The organism is Propioniciclava coleopterorum (genome assembly GCF_011393335.1).
Lineage (GTDB): Bacteria > Actinomycetota > Actinomycetes > Propionibacteriales > Propionibacteriaceae > Propioniciclava > Propioniciclava coleopterorum.
Map to the genome: position 1 here is coordinate 1,017,801 of NZ_CP049865.1, position 24,357 is coordinate 1,042,157.

The window sequence follows — 24,357 nt, forward strand, 5'->3', positions numbered from 1 at the left end:
ATGCCCCCGCAACGCGTTTTGCCTGCGGCACCGCTGCGTGCCATCGTGGCGCCACCTGAGGTGAAGGAGGCCGCCGTGAGCGTGGCGACCGGGGAGCCGTACCTGCCCGAGGACCGTTTCTTCGACCGCGAGCTGTCCTGGCTCGCGTTCAACGAGCGCGTGCTGGACCTGGCCCGCGACCCCGAGCGCGTCCCGTTGCTGGAGCGCGCCCGCTTCCTGGCGATCTTCAGCTCCAACCTGGACGAGTACTTCATGGTCCGGGTCGCCGGCCTGAAGCGCCGCATCGCGGCGGGCGTCGCCGTGCCGGGCGCGTCCGGCATCCTCCCCCGCGACCTGCACGAGCAGATCCTCGAGCGCGTCCGCGTCCTGGCGACCGAGCAGGCGCGCGTCTTCCAGGAGGAGATCCGGCCGCAGTTCGCCGACGAGGGCATCGCCATCGTCGGGTGGGACGATCTCGACGAGGCCGAGCAGCGCAAGATGCACGACCTGTTCGACAACCGGATCTACCCGATCCTCACGCCGCTCGCCGTCGACCCCTCGCACCCCTTCCCCTACATCTCGGGGCTGAGCGTCAACATCGCGATGCTGCTGCGCAACCCGGCCACCGGCGGCCGGCAGTTCGCACGCATCAAGGTGCCCACGAACCTGGACCGGTTCGTTCGCCTGGGGATGGGCCGCTTCATCGCCATCGAGGAGGTCATCAGCCACCAGCTCGACAAGGTGTTCACGGGCATGGACCTGGTCACCTGGAGCACCTTCCGGGTGACCCGCAACGAGGACCTCGAGGTCGAGGAGGACGACGCCGAGAACATCCTGCACGCGCTGGAGAAGGAACTGCTGCGGCGCAAGGTGGGACGGCCGCCGGTGCGGCTCGAGGTCGCCGACGACACCCCCGACGACCTGCTCGACCTCCTGCGCGACCAGCTCGACGTGGCCGAGTCCGAGGTGTTCCGGCTCCCCGCGCCGCTCGACCTGACGGGGCTGTTCGCGGTCTCGGAGCTGGACCGGGAGAAGCTGGCCTACCCGTCCTTCCTGCCCAAGACCCACCCCGAGCTGGCCGAGGTCGAGACGTCGAAGCCGGCCGACCTGTTCAAGGCGCTGCACGACCGCGACGTCCTGCTGCACCACCCCTACGACAGCTTCGCCACCTCGGTGCAGCGCTTCGTCGAGCAGGCCGCCGCCGACCCGGCCGTACTGGCGATCAAGCAGACCCTGTACCGCACCTCCGGCGACTCCCCCATCGTGGACGCGCTGGTCGAGGCCGCCGAGGCGGGCAAGCAGGTGCTCGTGGTGGTCGAGATCATGGCCCGGTTCGACGAGCAGGCCAACATCACCTGGGCCCGCAAGCTGGAGCGCGCCGGCTGCCACGTCGTGTACGGGATCCTGGGGCTGAAGACCCACGCCAAGCTGTGCCTGGTCGTGCGCGACGAGCCGACGGGGCTGAAGCGCTACGCGCACATCGGCACCGGCAACTACAACCCCAAGACGGCCCGCCAGTACGAGGACATGGGGCTGCTCACGTCGAACCCGATCGTGACCGAGGACGTCGGCCGCGTCTTCAACCACCTCTCCGGCATGACGCGCGAGCTCAACTACCGCCGGCTGCTGGTCGCGCCCGACGGCGTCCGCTCGGGGCTGCTGGCCCGCATCCGCACCGAGATCGAGCACGCCCGCGCCGGCAAGCCGGCCGGGATCGGCATCAAGGTGAACGCCCTGGTCGACGAGGACGTCATCGACGCGCTGTACGAGGCGTCGCAGGCGGGCGTCCGGGTCGACCTGTGGGTGCGCGGCATCTGCGCCGTGCGGCCCGGCGTGCCCCGGCTGAGCGAGAACATCCGCGTCCGCAGCGTCCTGGGCCGGTTCCTGGAGCACAGCCGCCTGTACTGGTTCGCCAACGGCGGCGACCCCGTCGTGGGGCTGGGGTCGGCCGACCTGATGCACCGCAACCTGGATCGCCGCGTCGAGGTGCTGGTGCCGCTCACCAACCCCCGCCACATCGCGCGGGTCAGGAACCTGTTCGAGCTGGCCTTCGACGAGGCCACGGCCTCCTGGTGGCTGGAGGACAGCACCTGGACCCAGCGCACCCACGGCGAGGACGGGACGCCGCTGCGCGACATCCAGGATCACCTGATCCAGACCCTGGGCGCCCGGCGGGCGGAGCAGCGATGAGCCGCGGCAAGCTGATCGAGGCGGCCGGGACCGTCACGCTGCGCGACAAGGACGGCAAACGTCAGGTGCTGCTCGTGCACCGCCCCTCCTACGACGACTGGAGCCTGCCCAAGGGCCACCTCGAACCCGACGAGTACGAGGCCGTCGCCGCCGGACGCGAGACCTGGGAGGAGACCGGCACCTCGGTCGAGCTCGGGCGCCCCGTCCGGACGATCCGCTACCCGGTCAGCGCCGGGGAGAAGATCGTGCACTACTGGCTGGCGCGCCCGGTCGCGTCGCAGCACCGCAAGGCCGACAAGGAGGTCGACAAGGTCGCGTGGCTGACCCCGAAGGCCGCCATGAAGCGCATGACGTACGCCGACGAGCGCGCGGTGCTGGAGGAGGCCCTCGAACTCGGGCCCACGACGCCGTTCCTGATCGTGCGCCACGCCAAGGCCATGGACCGCAAGAACTGGTCCGGGCGCGATCAGGCCCGCCCCATCACCTCCCGGGGCCGCAAGCAGTCGAAAATGCTGATCCCGCTGCTGGAGAGCTTCGGCGTCGCCACGGTGTACTCCTCGACGTCGACCCGCTGCGTCCAGACGCTGCAGCCCTACGCGCGGCGCCGCGACCTGGACGTCCACGGCTGGTCGCTGCTGTCGGAGGAGGTCGGCGAGCCCAACCTGCACGACGTGGGCAAGCTGATGCGGCGGCTCGCGCGGGAGGCCGCCGCCGGCGGGACGCCGACCGCGGTGTGCGGGCACCGCCCCGTCCTGCCCACGATGTTGGAGTCCCTGGGGATCACCAACCGGATGATGCAGACCGCGGCGACCGTCATCGCGCACCTCGACCCGTCCGGCGAGGCCGTCGCCGTCGAGTTCCACCGCCCCCGCGCCTGACTCCTCCCCTCCCGGCGCGCACCCGACCGCCCGATCGCGACGCAGCGTCACCGCTCGTGGCGCCCGGGTTGCCACGGCTTGCCCGTTGCCACCCCCCAGGCAAAAACGACTCAATAGCGCCTCCGGCAACGCCTGACACCCACCCGGGCCGGGCGATTGCCTGTTCGAAGTGACCTGTTCACGCTGTGTTCATCTACGGGGAGCAATCTCGTCACGGTCGCTGCCTACCGTCACTAGCGAGATTGGAAGAACGACCAGTCCTCGGGCCGGCCGAAATCGGCCCGACACGCTCGCACGTGAGGAATCACACATGTCTTCGAAGAAGATCGTCGCCCCGCTGGCCCTCGTGGCCGCCTCGGTGATCGCGTTCTCCGGCTGCGCCGCGAACGAGGCCACCCCCGCCGGCAGGCCCGGCGGCGGCTCCACCGCCGCGGGCCTCAACCGCCTCACCGGCAAGGGCGCCTCCTCGATGTCCGTCGCGCAGACCACCTGGGTCGCCGACTTCCAGGGCGCCAACCCGGGCGTCACGGTCAACTACTCCCCCGACGGCTCCGGCGCCGGCCGCGACGCCTTCAAGTCGGGCGCGGCCCACTTCGCCGGCTCGGACCGCGCGCTGAAGGACGACGAGATGGGCGCGGGCAAGTTCGCCGGCTGCTCGGCCGACTCCAGCGCGCTCAACCTGCCGGTCTACATCTCGCCGATCGCCCTGATCTACAAGGTCGACGGCGTGACCGACCTCAAGCTGGACGCCGAGACGGCCGCCGGCATCTTCTCGGGCCAGATCACCACCTGGAACGACCCGAAGATCGCCGCCCTGAACCCGGGCGCCCCGCTGCCCGCGGCGTCCATCACGGCCGTGCACCGCTCCGACGACTCGGGCACCACCGAGAACTTCACCGACTTCCTCGCCCAGGCCGCCCCGTCGATCTGGACCGAGAAGGCCGCCGGCACCTGGCCGAACGCCTTCCCCGGTGAGGCCGCCAAGGGCACCGCCGGCGTCGTGAGCGCCGTCGAGTCCGGCAAGAACACCATCGGCTACGCCGACGAGTCGCAGGCCGGTTCGCTGGGCAAGGCCCAGATCAAGGTTGGCAGCGAGTTCTTCGGCCCCACCGCGGACGCCGCCGCCAAGCTCGTCGACAACGCCAAGAAGGTCGACGGCCGCTCCGACAACGACTGGTCGCTCAAGCTCGACCGCAAGGCCGAGGGCCAGTACCCGATCGCTCTGGTCTCCTACGCCATCGTCTGCGAGACCTACAAGGATCCCGAGGTCGCCAAGCTGGTGAAGTCCTACGTGGGCTACATCGCCTCCGACGCCGGCCAGAAGTCGGCCCAGGCCAAGGCGGGCAACGCCCCGCTGTCGGCCGACATGGTCGCCAAGCTGAAGACCTCGGTCGACTCGGTCAAGTGATCCCCCGCTCGGCCCGACCGGCACCCCCGGTCGGGCCGAGCCCCTGCCCCGTCCCGGAACCCGTGAAGAAGGAAGCGTGAGCACCGCATCATTGACCCGGCCCACCGACGAGGACCTGTCCCTCGTCCCGGCCAAGCCGCGCATCGGCGACAAGGTCTTCTCGGGCCTGTCCACGGGCGCCGGCATCCTGATCTTCGTCATCCTGGCCGCCGTCGCGATGTTCCTGATCGCCCAGGCCTTCCCGGCCCTGGTCTCCTCGCCGGAGACGCTGCAGAGCCAGGGCTACGGCCCGTTCCTGTCCTGGGTCGCCCCCTTCGCCTTCGGCACGGTGTACTCCGCGTTCTGGGCGCTGGTGTTCGCGGTGCCGGTCTCGATCGGGATCGCCCTGTTCATCTCGCACTACGCCCCGCGCCGCCTCGCCGCCACGCTGGGGTACGTCATCGACCTGCTGGCCGCCGTCCCCTCGGTCGTCTTCGGCCTGTGGGGCGCGAACGTGTTCGCCCCCGCGCTGCAGCCGCTGCACCAGTGGCTGGCCACCTACCTGGGTTGGTTCCCGCTGTTCACGCCCCCGGCGTCCGGCACCGGCCGCTCGATGCTCACCACCTCGCTCGTGCTGGCGGTGATGATCCTGCCGATCATCACGTCGCTGTGCCGCGAGGTGTTCCTCCAGACGCCGAAGCTCCACGAGGAGGCCGCCCTCGCGCTGGGCGCCACCCGCTGGGAGATGGTCAAGATGGCGGTGTTCCCGTTCGCCCGCGCCGGCATCGTGTCGGCGGTCATGCTCGGCCTGGGCCGCGCGCTGGGCGAGACGATGGCGGTCGCCATGGTGCTGTCGGGCGCCGGCGTCATCAAGTTCGACATCATCGGCCAGCAGAACCCCAACACCATCGCCGCGACGATCGCCCTCAACTTCCCCGAGGCGTCCGGGCTGCGGATCAACCAGCTCATCGCCGGGGGCCTCATCCTGTTCGTGATCACCCTGGCGGTCAACATGCTCGCCCGGTGGATCGTCCGCCGCCGCGCCGCGTTCTCGGGAGCCAACTGATGACCGCCACCACCGTCCGTCCCGCCGGCGGCTCGCTCACCGCGGGCCAGCTGGGCCGCTGGACGCCGATCACCGTCCTCGTGGGCTCGATCACGCTGGCGTGCCTCATCACGCTGCTGCTCGGCCCCTTCAACCTCGGGCTGGCCGCCGCCCTGTCCTTCGCCATCTACCAGGGCGCCCTGTTCGCCGCCTCCGCCGCCGTCGAGGGACGCCGCCGCGCCACCGACCGGCTGATGACCGGGTTCATCGTCGGCGCGTTCCTGCTGGCGCTGGTCCCGCTGATCTGGGTCGCCGGCACCACGCTGGTCAACGGCCTGGGCCGCCTCGACGTCGCGTTCTTCAACAACTCGATGCGCAACGTGGTCGGCGAGGGCGGCGGCGCCGTCCACGCCATCTACGGCACGCTCATGATCACCGGGTTCGCGACGCTCATCTCGGTGCCGGTCGGCCTGCTGACCGCCATCTACCTCGCCGAGTACGGGCGCGGCTCGCTGGCGCGCGGCATCACGTTCTTCGTGGACGTCATGACCGGCATCCCCTCCATCGTCGCCGGCCTGTTCGCCTACGCCCTGATGACGCTGATCTTCGGGCCGGGCGCGGTGAGCGGCTTCTCGGGTTCGCTGGCCCTGTCGGTGCTGATGATCCCGGTCGTCGTCCGCTCCACCGAGGAACTGCTGCGCATCGTCCCCAACGAACTGCGCGAGGCGTCCTACGCCCTCGGCGTCCCGAAGTGGCGCACGATCCTGCGGATCGTCCTGCCGACCGCCGTGTCGGGCATCGTCGCCGGCGTCATCCTGGCGATCGCCCGCATCATCGGCGAGACCGCCCCGCTGATGGTCGCGGCGGGCTTCACCCAGAGCGTCAACCTCAACTTCTTCTCCGGCCCCATGATGACGCTGCCCACGTTCGTGTACGACCAGTACGCGTACCGCGGCGTCCCCCCGGAGGCCTTCGTGGATCGTGCCTGGGCCGGCGCACTCACCCTGATCCTCATCGTCATGGCCCTCAACCTCATCGGACGCCTCATCGCCAAGCGCTTCGCGCCCAAGACCGGCCGGTAATCAAGGAGACCCACGCACCATGTCCAAGCGCATCGAAGCCAAGAACCTCGACATCTTCTACGGCGACTTCAAGGCCGTCGAGGACGTCTCCATGACCATCGAGCCCCGCGCCGTGACCGCGTTCATCGGCCCGTCCGGCTGCGGCAAGTCGACCTTCCTGCGGTCGCTGAACCGGATGCACGAGGTCATCCCCGGCGCCTACGTGAAGGGCGAACTGCTCCTGGACGGCGAGGACCTCTACGCCCCCGCCGTCGACCCGGTGAACGTCCGCCGCCAGATCGGCATGGTGTTCCAGCGGCCGAACCCGTTCCCGACGATGTCCATCAAGGAGAACGTGCTGGCCGGGCTCAAGCTCAACAACAAGCGGCTGGGCGCCTCCGAGGCCGACGAGGTCGCCGAGCGCGCGCTGCGGGGGGCCAACCTGTGGGAGGAGGTCAAGAACCGGCTCGACCTGCCCGGTTCGGGCCTGTCCGGTGGCCAGCAGCAGCGCCTGTGCATCGCCCGCGCGATCGCGATGCGCCCCTCGGTGCTGCTCATGGACGAGCCCTGCTCGGCCCTGGACCCGATCTCCACCCTCGCGATCGAGGACCTCATCAGCGAGCTGAAGAACGAGTACACGATCGTGATCGTGACCCACAACATGCAGCAGGCGTCCCGCGTCTCCGACACCACCGCGTTCTTCAACATCGCGGGCACCGGCCAGCCGGGCAAGCTGATCGAGATGGACTCCACCCAGACCATCTTCACCACCCCCAAGGTGCAGGCCACCGAGGACTACATCACCGGACGGTTCGGCTGACCCGCCAGATGGGCCCGGGTCGGGGACCCGTGGGGCGTCCACCTAGACTCGCCCCATGAGTCAGCCAGGCTGGTACCCCGACCCGGGCGGTCAGCGGGGCATGTTCCGTTGGTGGGACGGCCGCGCGTGGACGACGCACGTCACCCCCAACCAGTTCTCCCCGGCGCCGAACCAGGCCGCGCCCGGCACGCTCCCCATCCGGGAGGCCGCCCCCTCCGGGGCATTGCCCTACAACTACGCCCAGATCGAGCAGCGCTCCTCCAAGAAGGGGCCCATCGCCGCGCTAGTCATCATCGGCCTGCTGGTGGCCGGCCTGATCTTCGGCGGCTGGTACCTGCTCAGCGGGTTCCGGCTGCCCGGCACCGACGACCCCATCCCGTCGAACCCCACCGCCGACGTCTGCCCCAAGCGGTCCCTGCAGCCCGTCGACGACAGCCCGCGCGCGACGCCTCCGGGCCGCGTCCAGGGCGGCCGGCTGTCCTACCCGCTGCTGGGCAGCCCGTGGGGCCCCGTGCAGGCCGACGACCGGGTGCCGTTCGGCCGCGACGCCTTCGGCCAGAACGTCATGATCGAGTCCAACTACGACAGGAAGGGCTCGAGCTGGGTGGCGTCGGTGCTGGTCGCCGAACTGGTCGCCGGTGACGGCTTCTTCTCCCCCCAGCAGGGCTCTGAGATCGTGACCCGCTGCGTCCTGGGCGTGTTCTACGGCGACGCCGAGGTGCAGCGGCAGGACCGCGTCAGCCAGGCCACCACGGTCGACGGGAAGGACGCGTGGATCACCGAGATGCACCTGACGTTCTCGATCCCCGGCCTGCGCGAGAAGGGCGAGACGGCGATCATCGTGATCGTCGCGACCGGCGAGGAGTCCTCCAGCCTGTACTACGCGTCCATCCCCGACAGCCGCCCCGACCTGCTGGCCACCGCCCGCCAGCTCCAGTCCCAGCTGCGCGTCGAGCCCTAGCCGCCCGCCCGTGCGTCCTGGGCCGCTCACGCGCCCGGACGCCGGGGCCGGGCTCAGCCGCGGGCCGGGGAGCAGGTGGTGACGCCGAGGCGTCCCTTCAGCGTCATGACGCGGGCCGCGCTCGCCTTCACCTGGTCGGCGAACGCCGGGTCCGCCTCGCCGGCCTCGACCAGGCCAGTCACCATCGCCGTGGCGGCGGCCGGGTCGACGCTGATCGCCAGATCCCCGCCCGCCTTCACGAACCGCACCGCGCGCTGCTTGGCCGGGACGTCCGCGACGGCCTTGGCCACGCCCAGGTCGTCGCTGGTGATGACGCCGTCGAATCCCAGGCTGCGCGCGATCGCGATCACCTTCGGGCTGAACGCCGCGGGCGCCGAGCCGTCGATCTTGGAGAAGTAGGCGGTCGAGATCATGATCGAGGCGACGTCGGCGTCGATGGCCGTCCGGTAGGGGGCCAGCGCCGGGTCGTCGGCGGTCGTCACGTCGTCCACGACCTTCGCGGCGAAGTCGGTGTTGCCGGTGACCTGCCCGAGGTTGGGGAAGTGCTTCACGGTCGCCCCGATGCCCGAGCGCTGGAAGCCGTCGACGACGGCGCCCACCTTGGCGGCGACCTGGTCGGGCTCGGATCCGTAGCCGCGGCCCAGCTTGCCGATGGGCTCGTTCGAGGACTGCTTGGACGCGGGCACCACGTCGGCCACGGGGGCGAAGTTGAGGTCCACCCCGGCGGCGCGGAGCTCCTTGCCCCACGTCGCCGCCTTGCCGGTGAGCTCGGCGTCGCTCAGCTTGGCCTGCTGCGCGGCGGACGGCATCGCGGTGAACCCGCTGCCCTTGAGCCGGACGACGCTGCCTCCCTCCTGGTCCACCCCGATCAGGACGCCGTGGGCGCCGCCGGCTTTGCGGATGGCGTCCGTGCGGGCCTTGGTCCCGCTCACCCCGTCGCTGGTGGAGCCCATGAGGATCGCCGACCCGATGTGGGAGTTCTTGATCGCCTTTGCCTCGGCGTCGTCCAGGGCGCCGGTGACCCCGATCATGACGAGCTGGCCGGCGGCGGTCCTGAGGTCCATGGCGCGGGCGAGGGCGTCGCAGGTGTTGCCGGGCCCGGACGCCGTCGGCGTGCCCGCGGGGGTGGTCGGCGCGGCGGTGTGACCCGGCGTGGTGGGCGGCGGCGTTGAGCCGCCCGGGGAGCCGGGGGACGGCGAGGGGCCGCCGGGCTGCACCTGCGCGCAGCCGACCAGCGCGAAGCCCACCAGGCCGACCAGGACGCCGCGGGCGCGCATCACGCCACCTCGTCGAGGTCCAGGCCGAGCAGGGCGTTCTCGACCACCTCGGTCAGCGCCGGGTGGATCCAGTACTGGCCGCGCGCCATCGTGTGGGCGTCCAGGCCGAACGTCATCGCCTGGATCAGCGGCTGGATGAGGGTGGACGCCTGCGGCCCGATGAGGTGCGCGCCGACGATCCGGCCGCTCACCCGGTCGGCGACGACCTTGACGAAGCTGGTGGTGTCCTCCATCGCCCAACCATAGGCCGTGCCCCCGAAGTCCTGGATGGCGACGGCGACGTCGAGGCCGCCGTCGCGGGCCTGCGCCTCGGTCAGACCCACCGAGGCGACCTGCGGGTGCCCGAAGACGGCGTGCGGCACGGGGCGGGCGTCCCGACGGGCGGGTTCCGCCGGGTCGAGCAGGTTGTGCTGCACGATTCGGGCCTCGTGGTTGGCGACGTGCTTGAGCATCCAGGGCGAGGAGACGTCGCCGAGCGCCCAGACGCCGGGGACGCTCGTGCGCTGTTGGTCGTCCACGACGACGAAGCCGGCCGCGTCGGTGTCGATGCCGGCGACGCGCACGTCCAGTTCGTCGCCGTTGGGGCGGCGTCCGGTCGCGACCAGCAGCAGATCGGACTCGACCCGGTGCTCGGCGCCGTCCCGGCCGCGGGTCGTCACGGTCACCGCGCCGTCCGTCATGGCGACGGCGGTGGCCTCCTGCTCGAGCAGCAGGTCGACGCGGTCGCGCATCAGTTCTGTGTAGCGCTCCCCGACGGCGACGTCCTCGCGGCTGAGCATCCGCCCGGAGCGTCCGATCATGGTGACCTGCGCGCCGAAGCCGGCGAACACGTGCGCGAACTCCGATCCGATGTAGCCGGTGCCCAGGATGGTGACGCGGCGCGGCAGCGCCTCCAGGCGCATCACCGTGTCGGAGGTGTGCGCCAGGCCGGCCTCGAAGGCGTCCGCCAGCCCGGGGAGCGCCGGGATCACCGCCCGGGATCCGGCGGCGACGACGATCTGCGGCGCGGTGATCTCCTGCTCCCCGACCCGCAGCACCCTGGGCCCGACGAAGCGGCCGGTCTCCCGGAACAGGGTGACGTTCGGGGACTCGGCCCGCCACGTCTCGCCGCTGAGGGAGATCGCGTCGGTGCGCCCGAAGATGCGGTCGCGCACCTGGGCCCAGTCGGCCGTCGGCTGCTCGATGTGGACGCCGACCCGCGCGGCCTCCTCGGGGCTGGTGAGGAAGTCCGCCGGGAGCACGAACATCTTGGTGGGGATGCAGCCGTAGTTCAGGCAGGTCCCCCGAACATCCGACCGTTGTCGAGGAGGGCGACCCGCTTGCCTGCGAACCGCTCATCGAGGATGGAGTTACCGGAGCCGGCTCCGATGACGATGAGATCGTATTCAAGCACCCGGCAAGTTTGTCAGATGCCCGCGTAGGAGTGCAGACCGGTCACCAGCAGGTTGATGCCGATGAAGTTGAACCAGAACACCGCCACGCCGATGATGGCGAGCCAGGCGGCCCGGGCGCCCTTCCAGCCGGCCGTGACCCGGGCGTGCAGGTAGGCCGCGAAGATCACCCAGGTGACCAGCGACCAGGTCTCCTTGGGGTCCCAGCCCCAGAATCGGCCCCACGCGTAGTCGGCCCACACGGCCCCGGCGAGGATCGTGAAGGTCCACAGCGGGAACGCGAACCGCAGGACGCGGAAGCTGAAGTCGTCCAGCTTCGCCGCCGACGGCAGCTGGGCGAGGTAGCCCGTGACGGGGCCGCGCTTCTCGGCGCGCGCCTTGATGAGGTACAGGATGGCGGCGATGCCGCCGACGTTGAACGCGGCGCCGGCGACCGCCGCGGCGACGATGTGGATGATGAACCACACCGAGTGCAGCGCCGGGACCAGCGGCGCCACCGCCACGTAGAACACCGTGACCGCCAGGCCCTGACCGACGGCGAGCAGCAGCGTGACGGGCAGCCCCAGCCACGTCCAGCCGCGCCGGAGCACGAGGATGAGGTAGAAGATCGCGGCGAACGCCAGCGAACTGGTGACGAACTCGTACATGTTGCCCCAGGGCATCCGCTGCCCGGCGACGCCGCGGAGCACGACGCCCGCGACGTGGCAGATCACCGCGATGACCGTCAGGGCCACGCCGATCCGGGCGAACCGCGCGCCGCGGCCCGCCCCGGCGTCCGGGGCGGCGGGCTCCTCGGCGGGTGCGCCGGCGCCGACCGGCACCAGGGCGGGCTCGGGACGCCGCGCCGCCGCCCACTCCAGCGCGTGCGCGCTCATCGCCAGCAGGTAGATCACCGCCGAGGTGACCATGGCGAGGCTCGAGTAGTACGCGATCATCGTGCGACCTCCTGCGCTGCGGCGGGTGAAGCGGGGGTGGAGTCATCATCGTCGGTGGCGGCCACCTCGGCCACCCCCGGGCCCTCGACGCCGTCGCGGGCGTCCGGGTGCGGGACGCCGGCGGCGGCGGCCAACTCGTCCACGTCGTCGGCCAGGCCGGTGGCGGACTCGGCGCGGTCCAGGCCGCCGGCCTCGACGCGGAGCGCGCCGTCGGCGTCCGGGCGGACGCGCAGCCACAGCCGGCGCGGCCGGATGTAGAGGCTGGCGGACACGCCGGCGACGGCCAGCAGCACCGAGGCGATCACGAGCCACAGGCCGGGCTCGTAGCTGACCTGGAGCTTGGTCCAGCGCCGCCAGTCGTCGAAGCTGAGCTTGGAGCCGTCGGGCAGGTCGACGATCTGCCCGGGCGCGATCTTGAACGTGACCAGCGTGCCGTCGGGCGTCCGCATCTGGGTGAGCCCGGTCTTGTTGAGCGAGTACACCGACTCGGGCAGCCCGGTCTCGGTGCGGGGCTCCCCCGCCCAGACGGTGAGGAACATCTCGGGCTGCAGCGCGTCGGGGAACACCGAGCGGGGGCCCTGGTCGTCGACGACCGCCGTGGGCAGGAAGAAGCCCTCGAAGCCGAGGTACTGCGGGCGGGCGTCGGGGACCTTCACCACGCCCATCGAGGTGAAGTTCCCGTCCTGGGGCAGGAACACGACCGGCCCGGAGAACGCCACCTGCCCGGTGGGGTCGGTGACCGTGACGACCGGCGCGTACCCGTGCCCGACGAGGTGGATCTGGGTGCCGTCGACCACCAGCGGCTCGTTGACCTCGATCGTGGCCGTCTCCGGCGAGCCGTCGGCGTGTGCGACCCGGACGTCGGCGCTGAAGACGCGGGCGGCGCCGCGCTGCACCTCGCCGGTCTCGAACTTCGCGGTGAACCGGTCGATCCACACCGTGAAGGGAGCCAGGTCGGCCGGCTTGAACGCCGCGCCGGCGGTGAAGTCGTCGTACTGGGTGAGGTTGTTGGAGAACGCCTGCCCCTCGACGGTGATGACCTCGCCCTTGTAGCCCCACAGCGAGTTCCAGCCGAGCCCCACCAGCATGATGACGAAGCTCAGGTGGAACAGGATGTTGCCGAACTCGCGCAGGTAGCCCCGCTCGGCGGCGACCGACTCGCCGTCGCGGCGCACCCGGAACCGCTTGGACCGCAGCAGCGCCTCGCCGGCGTCCAGCGCCTCGTCGGCCGACAGTGCGGTGGTCCCGGACGCCTGCGCGGGCAGCCGGTGGAGGTGCCGCGGCGTCCGCGGCGGCGGCGTGGAGAGCGCGCGGACGTACACGCCGATCCGCGGGACGATGCAGCCGATCAGCGAGATCATCAGCAGCAGGTAGACCGCCGCGAACCAGGGCGAGTGGTACACGTCGAACAGGCCGAGGCGCTCGTAGAGGTCGGCGACGGCCGGGTTGGCGGCCTTCCAGTCCGAGACCCGGATCGGGGCGACCGGACGCTGCGGCAGCAGCGAGCCGGGGATCGCGACGACCGCGAGGGTGAACAGCAGCAGCAGCGCCGTCCGCATCGAGGTGAGCTGCACCCAGAACAACCGCAGGAACCGCACCTAGATCACCAGGCCCCACGCCGAGGCCCACTGCCGGAACACGCCCATGAGCGCGTCCCACAGGCCCGTGACCAGCAGCAGGCCGACGATGACCATCATGCCGCCGCCGATCTTCTGCAGCAGTTCGTGGCGCTTCTTGACCCAGTTCATCGTCCCGGCGAACCGGTCGAACGCCAGGCCCGCGACGACGAACGGGATGCCCAGGCCGAGCGCGTAGACCAGCGCCAGCACCGCGCCGCGCAGGGCGGTGCCCTCGTTGATCGCCAGGCTCATCACCACGGCGAGCGTCGGTCCGATGCAGGGCGTCCAGCCCAGGCCGAACACGATGCCGAGCAGGGGCGCGGCGGCCAGCCCGACGGCCGGCGCCTTGGAGATGCGGAAGGTGCGCTGCCCGATGCCGACCACCCCGGCGAACACGAGGCCCAGGACGATGGTCAGAACGCCGATCGCGATCGAGATGGGGCGGCTGTAGGTCAACAGCAGGCCGCCGAGGCCCCCGAAGAGGGCGCCGGTGGAGACGAACACGAACGCGAAGCCGAGGATGAACAGGCTGGTGCCGGCCAGCATGCGGCCGCGCGACCCCTTGCCCGAGGTCACGTCGGTCGCCGCGAGCCCGGTGGCGTAGCTGAGGTAGCCGGGCAGCAGCGGCAGGACGCACGGCGAGAAGAAGGAGACCAGCCCGGCCAGCAGCGCCACGGGGAGCGCGAGCAGCATCGAGCCGCCCGCCGCCGCGGCGAACCACTGCCCCAGGTCCAGCGGGGTCATCGGCCCGCCGCCACGTCGTCGACCAGGCCGGTGACGGTGGCCTCGGTCACCTCGCCGAGCACGCGCGCCGCGACCTTCCCCTGGGCGTCCACCACGATGGTGGAGGGGATGGCGCTGGGCGGCAGCTGGGTGCCGAACTTGAGCAGTTCGCGCCCGTCGGGGTCGTGGACGCTGGGGTAGGTGATGCCGAACGCGCGGACGAACGCCTGCGCGGGCGCCTGGTCGAGGTCGCGGGTGTTGATGCCGACGAACTGCGCCGTGCCGCGCGTCTTCTCGGCGGCCGCCTCGAGCGCGGGCGCCTCCTTGCGGCAGGGGGCGCACCACGAACCCCACACGTTGTAGACGATCACCTGCCCGGCGTGCCGCGCCGAGTCGAAGTCGCCACCGCCCAGGAGCTGCCCCGTGATCCGGGGGGCGGGGACGCGCTGGTCGAGCGGCACGATGGTCAGGGAGCCGTCACCGCCCACGAAGCCGCCCTGCGCGGCGGGCGCGGTGCCGCAGCCCGTCAGGAGCACCGTGAGGGAGGCCGCGACCGCGGCCGAGATTCGCCGAGCCGTCACGCCATCACATCCCCGGCCGGAAGATCTTCTTCTTGGCGGGGTACAGGTCGGCCGCCGGCTCGGAATACTCGACGCCGGTGACCCGGCCGTCGATCAGGTGGAAGCTCGTCACCGACGCCAGGCGGCACTCCCGGGTCGCCGGGTTGTGCACGAAGCTGCGGCCCTCGGCGTCCAGGCGCGCGATGTAGATCGGCAGCTGGTGGGCGACGATGAGGGCCTGGGATCCCTGCGGGACCGACGCCGCGGCGTCCGCGATCGCGGCGCGCATCCGCTGGGCGATCTGCGGGTAGGGCTCGCCCCAGGACGGGCGCAGCGGGTTCCGCAGGTGGATCAGGTTCTTGGGCAGCAGCAGCCGCTGGTTGAAGCGGCCGAACGCCTGGCCCTCGAGGATGTTGGCGGCCTCGATGACGCGGGCGTCCTCGACGATGCCGAGATCGGGATGGGCGGCCGCGATGGGCGCCAGGGTCTCCTTGGCCCGCTGCAGCGGCGACACCCGCAGGTGCTGGAGCGGGACGTCCGCGAAGTGCTCCCCCAGCCGCTCCGCCATGCGATGCCCGAGTTCGCTCAACCCGTACCCGTCGAGCCGTCCGTAGAGGATGTGCTCGGGGTTGTCGACCTGCCCGTGACGGCAGACATGGACGATGGTCGGCTGCATGTGGCTAAGGATAGGCGCTCAGGAAAGCGCTGCGACGAGGCGATCACGGTCGACGAACCACAGCGAATGCTGCTCGCCGTCGACGAAGGTCACCGGCACGTGGTCGGTGTAACGAGCCTGCAGCTCGGGGTCGGTGTCGACGTCCACCGCGGACCAGGCGATGTCGCGCTGCGCGCAGACCTCGCCGATGGTCACCACGGCGTCGTCACACAAATGGCACCCCTGACGCACCAGGACCACCACACGGTCGCCCGGGAACGTCATCGGGGTGCCGACGCTCACTTACCGGCGCGGCGGCGCTGGATACGCGTCTTCTTCAGCAGCTTGCGGTGCTTCTTCTTCGCCATCCGCTTGCGACGCTTCTTGATGACCGAACCCACGTGTGACTCCTCAGGCGCCGGTTGCCCGGCTCGAATGAATGGTGACGGCCCGCCGCGGAAAACGGCCAGCCAAGAACGGAATCCTACGCGCTCCGACCCGGCAGCACCAAGCCGGAGCCACCGGTGGACGCCTCAGTCCCGGCGGCCGAGCTCCTCCGAGCGGTCCCGGGCGGCCTCGATCGCCGCCATGAAGGCGGCCTTGACCGAGCGCTCCTCGAGGTGACGCAGCGCCGCGGCGGTGGTGCCGGCCGGCGAGGTGACCATCTCGCGCAGCAGCGTGGGGTGCCGTTCCGACTCCACGAGCAGCTTGGCCGAGCCGTACATGGTCTGGTTGACCAGGGCGGTCGAGATGTCGCGCGGCAGCCCCAGCCCGACGCCGGCGTCGATCATCGCCTCGACGACGAAGAACAGGTAGGCGGGGCCGGAGCCCGACAGCGCGGTCACGGCGTCCTGGTAGCGCTCGGGGACGACGATCGCCTTCCCGACGGCCTCCATGATGTCGACGGCCTTCTCCAGGTCCACCGCGGACGCGTGCGCGCCCGCCGAGACAGCGGCCATGCCCTCGGAGACCTGGGCCGGCGTGTTGGGCATGACGCGCACGACCGGGGTGTCGGCGGGCAGGCCGTCCTCGAGCTGCCCGGTGGTGACGCCCGCGCACAGCGAGACGACGACGGCGCCCGGCGCGAGGTTCGCCGCGATCTCGGGCAGCAGGTCGGCCACGTCCTGCGGCTTGACCACGAGGATCACCGTGTCGGCGCCGGCGACGGCGTCGGCCGCGAACTCCTCGGTCTTGACGCCGTAGCGGCCCTCGAGCTCGTGGCGGCGCGACTCCCGCCGGTCGGCGCCCACGATGCCGGTGGGCGCCCACCCGGCGTGCAGCAGCCCGGCGAGCAGGGTCTCCCCCATCACGCCGGTGCCGATGAGGGCAGTGCGGCTCATGCCCGGCCGATCAGCAGTTCGGCGATCTGGATGGCGTTGAGCGCGGCGCCCTTGCGCAGGTTGTCTCCGGCCACGAACAGCACCAGGCCGCGGTCGTCGTCGACGGCCTGGTCCTGCCGGACGCGGCCGACGAAGACGTCGTCGGAGCCCGCGGCCACCCGCGGCTCGGGGACGTCGACCACCTGGACGCCGGGGGCGTCCGCCAGCAGCGCCAGGGCCTGCTCGGGGTGATCGGGCGGTCGAACTCGGCGTGGATGGCGAGGCTGTGGCCACTGAACACCGGGACGCGGACGCACGTGCCGGAGACCTTCAGGTCGGGCAGGTGCAGGATCTTGCGGGACTCGTTGCGGAGCTTCTGCTCCTCGTCGGTCTCGCCGCTGCCGTCGTCGACGATGCTGCCGGCGAGCGCGACCACGTTGTAGGCGATCGGCGCGACGTAGGGCTCGGTGTCCTCCGCGCGCTCCAGCGAGCCGTCCAGCGCCAGCGCGCGGGGTCGGCCACCGCGGCGACCTGGTCGGCCAGCGCGGCCACCCCCTTCACCCCGGAGCCCGAGACGGCCTGGTACGTCGCGACGGTGAGCCGCGTCAGCCCGGCCGCGTCGTGGAGGGGCTTGAGCACCGGCATCGCCGCCATGGTGGTGCAGTTCGGGTTGGCGATGATGCCCTTGGGCGGGTTCACCGCGTCGTCGGGGTTGACCTCGCTCACGACGAGCGGCACGTCGGCGTCCTTGCGCCACGCGGAGCTGTTGTCGACGACGACGGCGCCGGCCTCGACCAGCTTGGGCGCGAACTCGCGCGACGTGCTCGCCCCGGCGGAGAACACCGCGATGTCGATGCCGGAGAAGTCGGCGGTGGCGGTGTCCTCGACCGTGATGTCGCGCCCCTTGAACGGCAGCACCGTGCCGGCCGACTTCGCCGAGCTGAAGAACCGCACGTCATCCATGGGGACGTCGCGCTGCTCCAGCAGCGCGCGCATGACCTGACCGACCTGACCGGTCGCACCGAAAACACCAATCCGCATGGCTGAATCCTACCGGCGCCGACAGCGGGGCCATCCTGCGCCCCACCCGGCGGGATGGTTCGCCGGGGCTGGGCCCGCCGGCGTCAGAACCAGTCGGTGTAGGGGGCGACCAGGGCGTAGCCGATGAAGCTGACCAGGTCGAGGATCACGTGGGCGACCACGAGCGGCATGACGCGCCCCCACCGCTTGTAGAGGTAGCCGAAGACCAGGCCCATCACCACGTTGCCGAGGAAGCCGCCGAAGCCCTGGTAGAGGTGGTAGGCGCCGCGGATCAGCGCGCTGATGACGATCCCCACCCACGGCCTGATCCGGAGCTGGTCGAAGCGCGCGAACAGGAAGCCGAGCATGACGACCTCCTCCAGCACGCCGTTCATGACCGCATAGCCGACGAGCACCGGGATGGTCCACCAGTTCTCGGCGAGGTTGGCCGGGGAGACGTTGGTGTTGATCCCCAGCTGCCGGGCGGCGAAGTAGAACGCCAGCCCGGGGATGCCGATGAGGGCGGCCGCCCCGAACCCGCGGGCCAGGTCGAACCCCGGACGCCGCAGGTCGAACCCGATCCGTCCCCGGTCGCCCGACAGCCACAGCAGGTACAGCGCGATCCCGACCGGGACGAGCGGGAACCCGATGCCGGCCAACTGGTAGGACAGGTCGAGCCAGCTGCGGTCGGGGGTCACCGAGTTGTTGATGGTCGTCGTCTGCTGGTTGAGCGGGACGTCGCGCGTCATCTTCTCGATGATGGACAGGATCGAGTAGATCGCCGACTGCCCCAGCGAGACGCCCAGCACCAGCAGGATCTCGACCCGGGGCCGGAAGCGGGCGCGGTCGGTCGGCGCGACATCGGTGGGCGCGACATCGGTGGGCGCGACGTCGGTGGGCGCGGCGTCGGTCGGCGCGACATCGGTCGGCGCGGCGTCGGGCTGGGGGGACGCGGGCGCCGCAGGCTCCTCGCTCACCGGTTCGCGGGGACGGCGAGGTGCTCGCGCGTCCACTCCAGGGTGCGGGCCAGCGCCGCCTCGCGCGAGGACCGCGAGGTCATGCCGCGGGTGTTGACCTCCAGGACGATGTGGCCGGCGAAACCGCGCTCCACCAGGGTGGACAGCACGCGCGCGGCGTCCTGATCGCCCTCCCCGGGGAACAGGTGGCTGTCGCCGATCGAGCCGTCGCCGTCGGTCAGGTGGACGTGCGCGAGCCGCTCGCCCCACGCGTCGATGAGGTCGAGCGAGCGCTGCCGGGAGGTGGCTGCGTGCGACAGGTCGAGCGTGAGGTGGTCGTAGTCGCGGTCGGTGGGATCCCAGCCCGGCGAGTAGGCCCGCACCTCGGAGGTGCGGGGGCCGCGCCAGGGGAACATGTTCTCCACCGCGAACGTGATGCCGGTGGTGCGCTCCAGCCGCCGGATGCCCTCGACGAAGCCCTGGGCGTAGGAGCGCTGCCAGCGGAACGGCGGGTGCACGACGACGCAGTCGGCCCCCAGTCGGTGCGCCGCCAGCGCCGAGCGCTCCAGCTTCTCCCACGGGTCGTTGCCCCAGGTCCCTTGGGTGACCAGCAGGGTGGGGGCGTGCACCGAGACCACCGGGATGTCGTGGTACTCGCGGAGTTGGACCAGGGCGTCCACGTCGCGGCTGACCGGGTCGATGCCGACCATCACCTCGACGCCGTCGTACCCGAGGCGTCCGGCCAACTCGAAGCAACTCGCCGTGCTCTCGGGGTAGACCGAGGACGTCGAGAGCCCCACCAGGGGCCGCCGGGCGGCCTGTGCGCCCGGCCAAGCAGGTTGCGCGCTCACGTCCGCCAGCATAGGACCCCCGGGTCACGCGCCCGCGGCTGAAGATGTCTCCAGACCGTGATACCGCGTTCCACTATGGGGATGCCGCCGATTGGCATCTTGAACGGGCGATGGGTTTGAATGAACCATGCGTTTGTCGAACCTCACCTTCGCCGCCGGTCCCGACGGCCTCGCACCGGCGGTCGCGCGCCTGGAGGAAGCGCTGGGTGTGAACTTCCGCGACGGCGGCTTCCATCCCCGCTTCGGCACCCGCAACAACATCCTGACGGTGGCCGACGGCCGCTACCTCGAAGTGGTGGAGGTGCTGGAGCACCCGGCCGCCGAGAAGGCCGTGTTCGGCCAGGCGGTCCGAGCCCGCTCCGAGCTGGGCGGCGGCTGGCTCGCCTGGGTCCTGGAGGTCGAGGACATGGCGCCGCTGGAGGACCGGCTGGAGCGCAAGGCCGTCCACGGCTCGCGACAGTTCCCCGACGGCCGGCGCCTCGAGTGGGACCAGATCGGCATCAAGGGCCTGCTGGCCGACCCGCAACTCCCGTTCTTCGTGCGCTGGACCAGCGAGGAGGACGTCCGCCCGTCCGCGCTGGCACCCGCCGACGTCGAGATCCTCGAGGTCCGGCTGTCCGGATCCCCCGAGCGCGTCTCGGAGTGGATCGGCCAGGACCTCGGCCCGGTCTTCGACGGCGTCGCCCTCACCTTCGACGCCCCCAACGGCCACCCCGGCATCGAGTCGGTCACCTTCCGCTGCCCCAACGGCCTGGTCACCATCTGAGCCGTACGGTTTCGCAGCGCCCCGGGAACGCCTCGCGTCCCGGGGCGCTGCGCGTCCGGACCCGGCCGGCGCCGGCTCGGCGCGGGACTGTCGGACGGGCCGCGTAGGGTCTTGCCCATGGCACGGAGCACCACGACCCATCGCTGCAGCGAGTGCGGCTGGACGACCACCCGCTGGGTCGGCCGCTGCGGGCAATGCCAGGCGTGGGGCAGCCTCGCGGAGGCGTCCTCGGCGGCGCCCACCCGGTCGACGTCCTCGACGCGGCCCTCGCAGCCGGCGCAGCCGATCACCCAGGTCAACGCGCAGCACGCCCGCGGCATCAAGACCGGCATCGGCGAGCTCGACCGCGTGCTCGGCGACGGGCTGGTGCCGGGCGCCGTCGTGCTGCTGGGCGGCGAGCCGGGCGTGGGCAAGTCCACCCTGCTGCTGGAGGCGGCCGCGCGCTGGGCGTCCCAGGGCCGCCGCACCCTGTACGTGACGGCCGAGGAGTCGGCGGCGCAGGTCCGCTCCCGGGCCGACCGCACCACCGCGCTGCACGACGAGCTCTATCTGGCCGCCGAGTCCGACCTCGGCGTGATCCTGGGCCACATCGAGGACCTCTCCCCCACCCTGCTGGTCCTGGACTCGGTGCAGACGGTGCAGGCCGCGGGCACCGACGGCGTGGCGGGCGGGGTGTCGCAGGTGCGCGAGGTCACCAACGCCCTGGTGCGCACGGCGAAGCGGCGCGGGATGGCGGTGCTCATCATCGGGCACGTCACCAAGGACGGGGCGCTGGCGGGGCCGCGCACCCTGGAGCACCTCGTCGACGTCGTGCTGGCCTTCGAGGGCGAGCGGCACGGCGCGTTCCGCATGGTTCGGGCTTCGAAGAACCGCTACGGGCCGGCCGACGAGGTCGGTTGCTTCGAGATGACCGAGTCGGGCATCCGCGAGGTGCCCGACCCCTCGGGGCTGTTCACGTCCGGCCGCGGCCCCACGCCGGGCACCTGCGTCACGGTCAGCCTGGAGGGGCGGCGTCCGCTCGTCGCCGAGGTGCAGGCGTTGGTCGTGCCCACCAGCCTCACCCAGCCGCGCCGCGTGACCCACGGCCTCGACATGAGCCGCGTCACGATGACGCTGGCCGTGCTGCAGCGCCGCGCCAAGCACAAGCTGCACACCCGGGACGTGTACGCGTCCACGGTCGGCGGCGTTCGCCTGTCGGATCCCTCGGCCGACCTCGCGCTCGCGATCGCCGTCGCCTCCGCCATGCGCGACGACGAGCCGCGCGGCCGCATGGTCGCGATCGGCGAGGTGGGGCTGTCGGGCGAGGTCCGCCGCGTCCCCGCGCTGGGGCGGCGGCTCGCCGAAGCCGCCCGGCTCGGGTTCGAGCGCGCGATCGTCCCCGCGGGCTCGGGCAAGGACGCCGTGGCGGCGGGTCTGGCCGTGGTGGAGGTCCTCACCCTGGAGGACGCCCTGGCCGCCGCCTTCGGACCGCCCCGGACCAACGTGGTGCCGATCGACGGCCGCGAGCTCGCCTAGACTCGTGGTGAGGACACAACGACGCCGGGGAGGTGACGCGTGAGCATCGGCAGGCTGCCAGAGCAGATCATCGCGCTGGCCCCCGGAACCCCGCTGCGCGACGGCCTGGATCGGATCCTGGCCGGGCACACCGGCGCGCTGGTGGTGCTGGGCAGCAACGCCGAACTGGAGGCGATCTCCACGGGCGGCTTCGCCATCGACGTCCCGTTCAGTGCGCCCGCGCTGCGCGAGCTGGCCAAGATGGACGGGGCGATCGTGCTGAGCGAGGACGGCGAGCGCATCCTCGCCGCGGCCGTCCACCTCTCGCCCGCGGCGTCTCTGCCGACGGGCGAGACCGGCACCCGGCACCGCACCGCCGAGCGGGTGGCGCGCCAGGTGGGGCTGCCCACGGTCACCGTGTCGGCGTCCATGTCGACGATCTCGCTGTTCACCGGCGGCCCGCGGGTCGTCGTGCCGCGCTCCGACGAGCTGGTGGCCCGCGCCGCGCAGGCGCTGGCGGGCATCGGCGTCCACCGGGAGCGGCTCACCGCGTCCCTGGCCCGCCTCACCGACCTGGAGGTCCACGACGCGGTCACCCTGCGCGACCTGGCCCACGTCGGGCAGCGGTTCGAGATGACGAACCGGCTCGCCGACGAGGCGTCCACCTACGTGGCGGCGCTCGGCGTCGACGGCCGGCTGCCCGCGCTGCAGTTGCGCGACCTGATCGACGACCTGACGCCGCTGGGCTCGCTCGTCCAGCGCGACTACGTCCCCGACGATGCCGAGGCCATGCCGTTCAGCGGCCTGACCCGGCTCGACGATCAGGAGCTGTTCGACATCGTCCTGGTCGGCCGCGCGCTGGGGTTCGGCTCGGACCTGCACCTGGACTCCCCCATCCGGCCGCGCGGCCTGCGCCAGCTCGCCGCCGTCCCGCGGCTGGCCGCCGGGGTCAGCGCCCGGCTCGTCGGCGCGTTCGGCGACCTGCCCGGCATCGCGGCCGCGTCCCACGCGGACCTGATGGCCGTGGACGGCCTGACCGAGCCCGCCGCCCGCACGCTGCGCGACACGCTGGCGCACCTGGGCGCCCACACCGCCGACTAGTGCCGCCCCCACGCCCCGCCGGCACGGAGACGCCCCCGGCTTCCGCCCGCGGCGACCAGCCCCGGCCGGTCGCAGGTGCCGGCGTCCGCACCCGCATCGTCGGCCGGGTCAACGCGTGGTTCGCCCTGCACGCCCGGCCGCTGCCCTGGCGCGAACCCTCCGCCGGCCCGTGGGGGGTGATGGTCAGCGAGTTCATGCTGCAGCAGACCCCGGTGGCGCGCGTGCTCCCCGTGTGGACGGCCTGGCTGGAGCGCTGGCCGACCCCCAGTGCACTGGCAGCGGAGGAACCGGGCGAGGCGGTCCGCGCGTGGGGTCGGCTCGGCTACCCGCGGCGCGCCCAACGGCTGCATGCGGCGGCGACCGCGATCCGCGACCACCACGGCGGCGACGTGCCCGCCGACCACGCCGCCCTGCTGGCCCTGCCCGGGGTCGGTGAGTACACCGCCGCCGCCGTGGCGTCCTTCGGGTTCGGGCAGCGCCACGCCGTCCTCGACACCAACGTGCGCCGCGTGCTGGCGCGGCTCGAGGGCGGCGTCGAGTTCCCCGCCGACCACCTCACCCGGGCCGAACGCGACCGCGCCGCGGCCTGGCTGCCCGACGACGACCTCGCAGCCGCGACCTGGGCGGCGGCGTCCATGGAACTGGGAGCGCTGGTGTGCACCGCGACGAACCCGGACTGCGGCGCGTGCCCCGTCCGCCGCGACTGCGCGTGGCTGGCCGCCGGACGCCCCGCGCACGCCGGGCCCCCGCGCCGCGGGCAGGCCTACGCGGGGACCGACCGGCAGTGCCGCGGCGTCCTGCTGGGCGTGCTGCGGGAGGCGTCCGGCCCGGTCGCGGCGGACGACGTGCTGGCGGCCTGGCCCGTCGACCCCTCCCAGGCGTCCCGGGCCCTGGACAGCCTGCTCACCGACGCCCTCGTGCGCCGCCTCCCCGACGGCTCGCTGACGCTCTAGTCCCGGGGTCGCCCTTCCCGGGCGCCGACCCCGCAGACGCCCCCTTTCGCGCCAGTCGCCCCCGTTCCAAAGGGGGCAACTGACGCCAAAGCGGGCCACTCGTCCCAAACGCGGGCGGCTCGTCGCAAACGCGGGCGGCTCGTCGCAAACGCGGGCGGCTCGTCGCAAACGCGGGCGGCTCGTCGCGGACGGGGGCGGCTCATCGCAACTGCGGGCGGATCGTAGCAGGCGGGGGGCGACTCGTCGCAAACGCGGGCGACTCGACGCAAGAGGGGGCGCCGGCGCTGGGCTCGGTTCAGCACCGGGCACCCAGACGCCCCCGTCCGCGTCAGTTGCCCCCGTTGCAAAGGGGGCAACTGACACCAAAGCGGGCCACTCGTCCCAAACGCGGGCGACTCGTTGCGGACGCGGGCGGC

22 protein-coding genes and 2 pseudogenes are annotated in these 24,357 nt (G+C 72.1%); 11 read left to right on the forward strand and 13 right to left on the reverse strand.

Annotated elements, in window-relative coordinates:
* From G7070_RS04960 to G7070_RS04990, 7 genes are all read left to right on the forward strand, one after another.
* Nucleotides 1–2,169 carry an RNA degradosome polyphosphate kinase gene (locus G7070_RS04960; RefSeq protein ID WP_166232446.1) on the forward strand — a complete coding sequence of 723 codons (2,169 nt, stop codon included), beginning with the start codon at nucleotides 1–3 and terminating at the stop codon, nucleotides 2,167–2,169.
* Nucleotides 2,166–3,047 carry an NUDIX hydrolase gene (locus G7070_RS04965; protein WP_166232448.1) on the forward strand — a complete coding sequence of 294 codons (882 nt, stop codon included), beginning with the start codon at nucleotides 2,166–2,168 and terminating at the stop codon, nucleotides 3,045–3,047. Before G7070_RS04960 ends, G7070_RS04965 begins: the two co-directional genes overlap by 4 nt.
* Nucleotides 3,048–3,357: 310 nt before the next feature.
* The gene (gene pstS, locus G7070_RS04970; protein ID WP_166232450.1) at nucleotides 3,358–4,455 is read left to right on the forward strand and encodes a phosphate ABC transporter substrate-binding protein PstS; all 1,098 of its coding nucleotides are present in this window, start codon (nucleotides 3,358–3,360) and stop codon (nucleotides 4,453–4,455) included.
* A 76-nt stretch (nucleotides 4,456–4,531) separates the two neighbouring features.
* Nucleotides 4,532–5,500, forward strand: coding sequence for a phosphate ABC transporter permease subunit PstC (gene pstC, locus G7070_RS04975; protein WP_246227362.1), 969 nt, complete (start codon nucleotides 4,532–4,534; stop codon nucleotides 5,498–5,500).
* The gene (gene pstA / locus G7070_RS04980; RefSeq protein WP_166232452.1) at nucleotides 5,500–6,561 is read left to right on the forward strand and encodes a phosphate ABC transporter permease PstA; all 1,062 of its coding nucleotides are present in this window, start codon (nucleotides 5,500–5,502) and stop codon (nucleotides 6,559–6,561) included. The genes pstC and pstA overlap by 1 nt, the downstream gene beginning before the upstream one ends.
* A 19-nt stretch (nucleotides 6,562–6,580) precedes the next feature.
* Nucleotides 6,581–7,360 (forward strand): phosphate ABC transporter ATP-binding protein PstB, encoded by a 780-nt coding sequence (pstB, locus tag G7070_RS04985; protein WP_166232454.1) that lies wholly within the window; start codon nucleotides 6,581–6,583, stop codon nucleotides 7,358–7,360.
* Between the two features lie 55 nt (nucleotides 7,361–7,415).
* A complete protein-coding gene (locus G7070_RS04990) occupies nucleotides 7,416–8,321 on the forward strand; it encodes a DUF2510 domain-containing protein (RefSeq protein ID WP_166232456.1) in 906 nt (301 codons plus the stop codon).
* A 53-nt stretch (nucleotides 8,322–8,374) separates the two neighbouring features.
* Here the strand turns inward: G7070_RS04990 and G7070_RS04995 are convergent, their stop codons facing one another.
* From G7070_RS04995 to G7070_RS05055, 13 genes and pseudogenes are all read right to left on the reverse strand, one after another.
* Entirely contained in the window at nucleotides 8,375–9,598 is a 1,224-nt protein-coding gene (locus tag G7070_RS04995; RefSeq protein WP_246227667.1) for a glycoside hydrolase family 3 N-terminal domain-containing protein, read from the reverse strand.
* Nucleotides 9,598–10,991 (reverse strand): annotated as a pseudogene (locus G7070_RS05000) (mycothione reductase). The gene G7070_RS04995 and the pseudogene G7070_RS05000 overlap by 1 nt, the downstream one beginning before the upstream one ends.
* A gap of 12 nt (nucleotides 10,992–11,003) precedes the next feature.
* Nucleotides 11,004–11,924, reverse strand: a complete 921-nt coding sequence (gene ccsB, locus G7070_RS05005; RefSeq protein ID WP_166232460.1) for a c-type cytochrome biogenesis protein CcsB — start codon at nucleotides 11,922–11,924, stop codon at nucleotides 11,004–11,006.
* Nucleotides 11,921–13,522, reverse strand: a complete 1,602-nt coding sequence (resB, locus tag G7070_RS05010; protein ID WP_246227364.1) for a cytochrome c biogenesis protein ResB — start codon at nucleotides 13,520–13,522, stop codon at nucleotides 11,921–11,923. Before resB ends, ccsB begins: the two co-directional genes overlap by 4 nt.
* Entirely contained in the window at nucleotides 13,523–14,287 is a 765-nt protein-coding gene (locus tag G7070_RS05015) for a cytochrome c biogenesis CcdA family protein (RefSeq protein WP_166232462.1), read from the reverse strand.
* Complete coding sequence (locus tag G7070_RS05020) at nucleotides 14,284–14,847, reverse strand: TlpA family protein disulfide reductase (protein ID WP_166232464.1); 564 nt, start codon at nucleotides 14,845–14,847, stop codon at nucleotides 14,284–14,286. The genes G7070_RS05015 and G7070_RS05020 overlap by 4 nt, the downstream gene beginning before the upstream one ends.
* 4 nt (nucleotides 14,848–14,851) lie before the next feature.
* Entirely contained in the window at nucleotides 14,852–15,502 is a 651-nt protein-coding gene (locus G7070_RS05025; protein ID WP_166232466.1) for a histidine phosphatase family protein, read from the reverse strand.
* Nucleotides 15,503–15,520: 18 nt separating this feature from the next.
* Complete coding sequence (locus G7070_RS05030) at nucleotides 15,521–15,784, reverse strand: glutaredoxin family protein (RefSeq protein ID WP_246227366.1); 264 nt, start codon at nucleotides 15,782–15,784, stop codon at nucleotides 15,521–15,523.
* Nucleotides 15,781–15,882, reverse strand: coding sequence for a 30S ribosomal protein bS22 (locus G7070_RS05035; RefSeq protein WP_002550589.1), 102 nt, complete (start codon nucleotides 15,880–15,882; stop codon nucleotides 15,781–15,783). Before G7070_RS05035 ends, G7070_RS05030 begins: the two co-directional genes overlap by 4 nt.
* A gap of 132 nt (nucleotides 15,883–16,014) precedes the next feature.
* Complete coding sequence (proC, locus tag G7070_RS05040) at nucleotides 16,015–16,821, reverse strand: pyrroline-5-carboxylate reductase (RefSeq protein WP_166232468.1); 807 nt, start codon at nucleotides 16,819–16,821, stop codon at nucleotides 16,015–16,017.
* Nucleotides 16,818–17,841 (reverse strand): annotated as a pseudogene (locus tag G7070_RS05045) (aspartate-semialdehyde dehydrogenase). The gene proC and the pseudogene G7070_RS05045 overlap by 4 nt, the downstream one beginning before the upstream one ends.
* A gap of 83 nt (nucleotides 17,842–17,924) precedes the next feature.
* Nucleotides 17,925–18,638, reverse strand: a complete 714-nt coding sequence (locus tag G7070_RS05050; RefSeq protein ID WP_246227670.1) for a CPBP family intramembrane glutamic endopeptidase — start codon at nucleotides 18,636–18,638, stop codon at nucleotides 17,925–17,927.
* Between the two features lie 155 nt (nucleotides 18,639–18,793).
* Entirely contained in the window at nucleotides 18,794–19,627 is an 834-nt protein-coding gene (locus tag G7070_RS05055) for a sugar phosphate isomerase/epimerase family protein (protein ID WP_246227371.1), read from the reverse strand.
* Between the two features lie 127 nt (nucleotides 19,628–19,754).
* Between G7070_RS05055 and G7070_RS05060 the strand changes: the two genes are divergently transcribed.
* The 4 genes from G7070_RS05060 to G7070_RS05075 all read left to right on the forward strand — a co-directional run bounded on the left by G7070_RS05060 (nucleotide 19,755) and on the right by G7070_RS05075 (nucleotide 23,941).
* Nucleotides 19,755–20,393, forward strand: a complete 639-nt coding sequence (locus G7070_RS05060; protein WP_166232472.1) for a VOC family protein — start codon at nucleotides 19,755–19,757, stop codon at nucleotides 20,391–20,393.
* Between the two features lie 117 nt (nucleotides 20,394–20,510).
* Complete coding sequence (gene radA / locus G7070_RS05065) at nucleotides 20,511–21,908, forward strand: DNA repair protein RadA (RefSeq protein WP_166232474.1); 1,398 nt, start codon at nucleotides 20,511–20,513, stop codon at nucleotides 21,906–21,908.
* Nucleotides 21,909–21,947: 39 nt separating this feature from the next.
* Nucleotides 21,948–22,988, forward strand: a complete 1,041-nt coding sequence (gene disA, locus G7070_RS05070) for a DNA integrity scanning diadenylate cyclase DisA (RefSeq protein ID WP_206079952.1) — start codon at nucleotides 21,948–21,950, stop codon at nucleotides 22,986–22,988.
* A 95-nt stretch (nucleotides 22,989–23,083) separates the two neighbouring features.
* Nucleotides 23,084–23,941 carry an HhH-GPD family protein gene (locus tag G7070_RS05075; RefSeq protein ID WP_246227679.1) on the forward strand — a complete coding sequence of 286 codons (858 nt, stop codon included), beginning with the start codon at nucleotides 23,084–23,086 and terminating at the stop codon, nucleotides 23,939–23,941.
* Nucleotides 23,942–24,357: the final 416 nt, after the last annotated feature.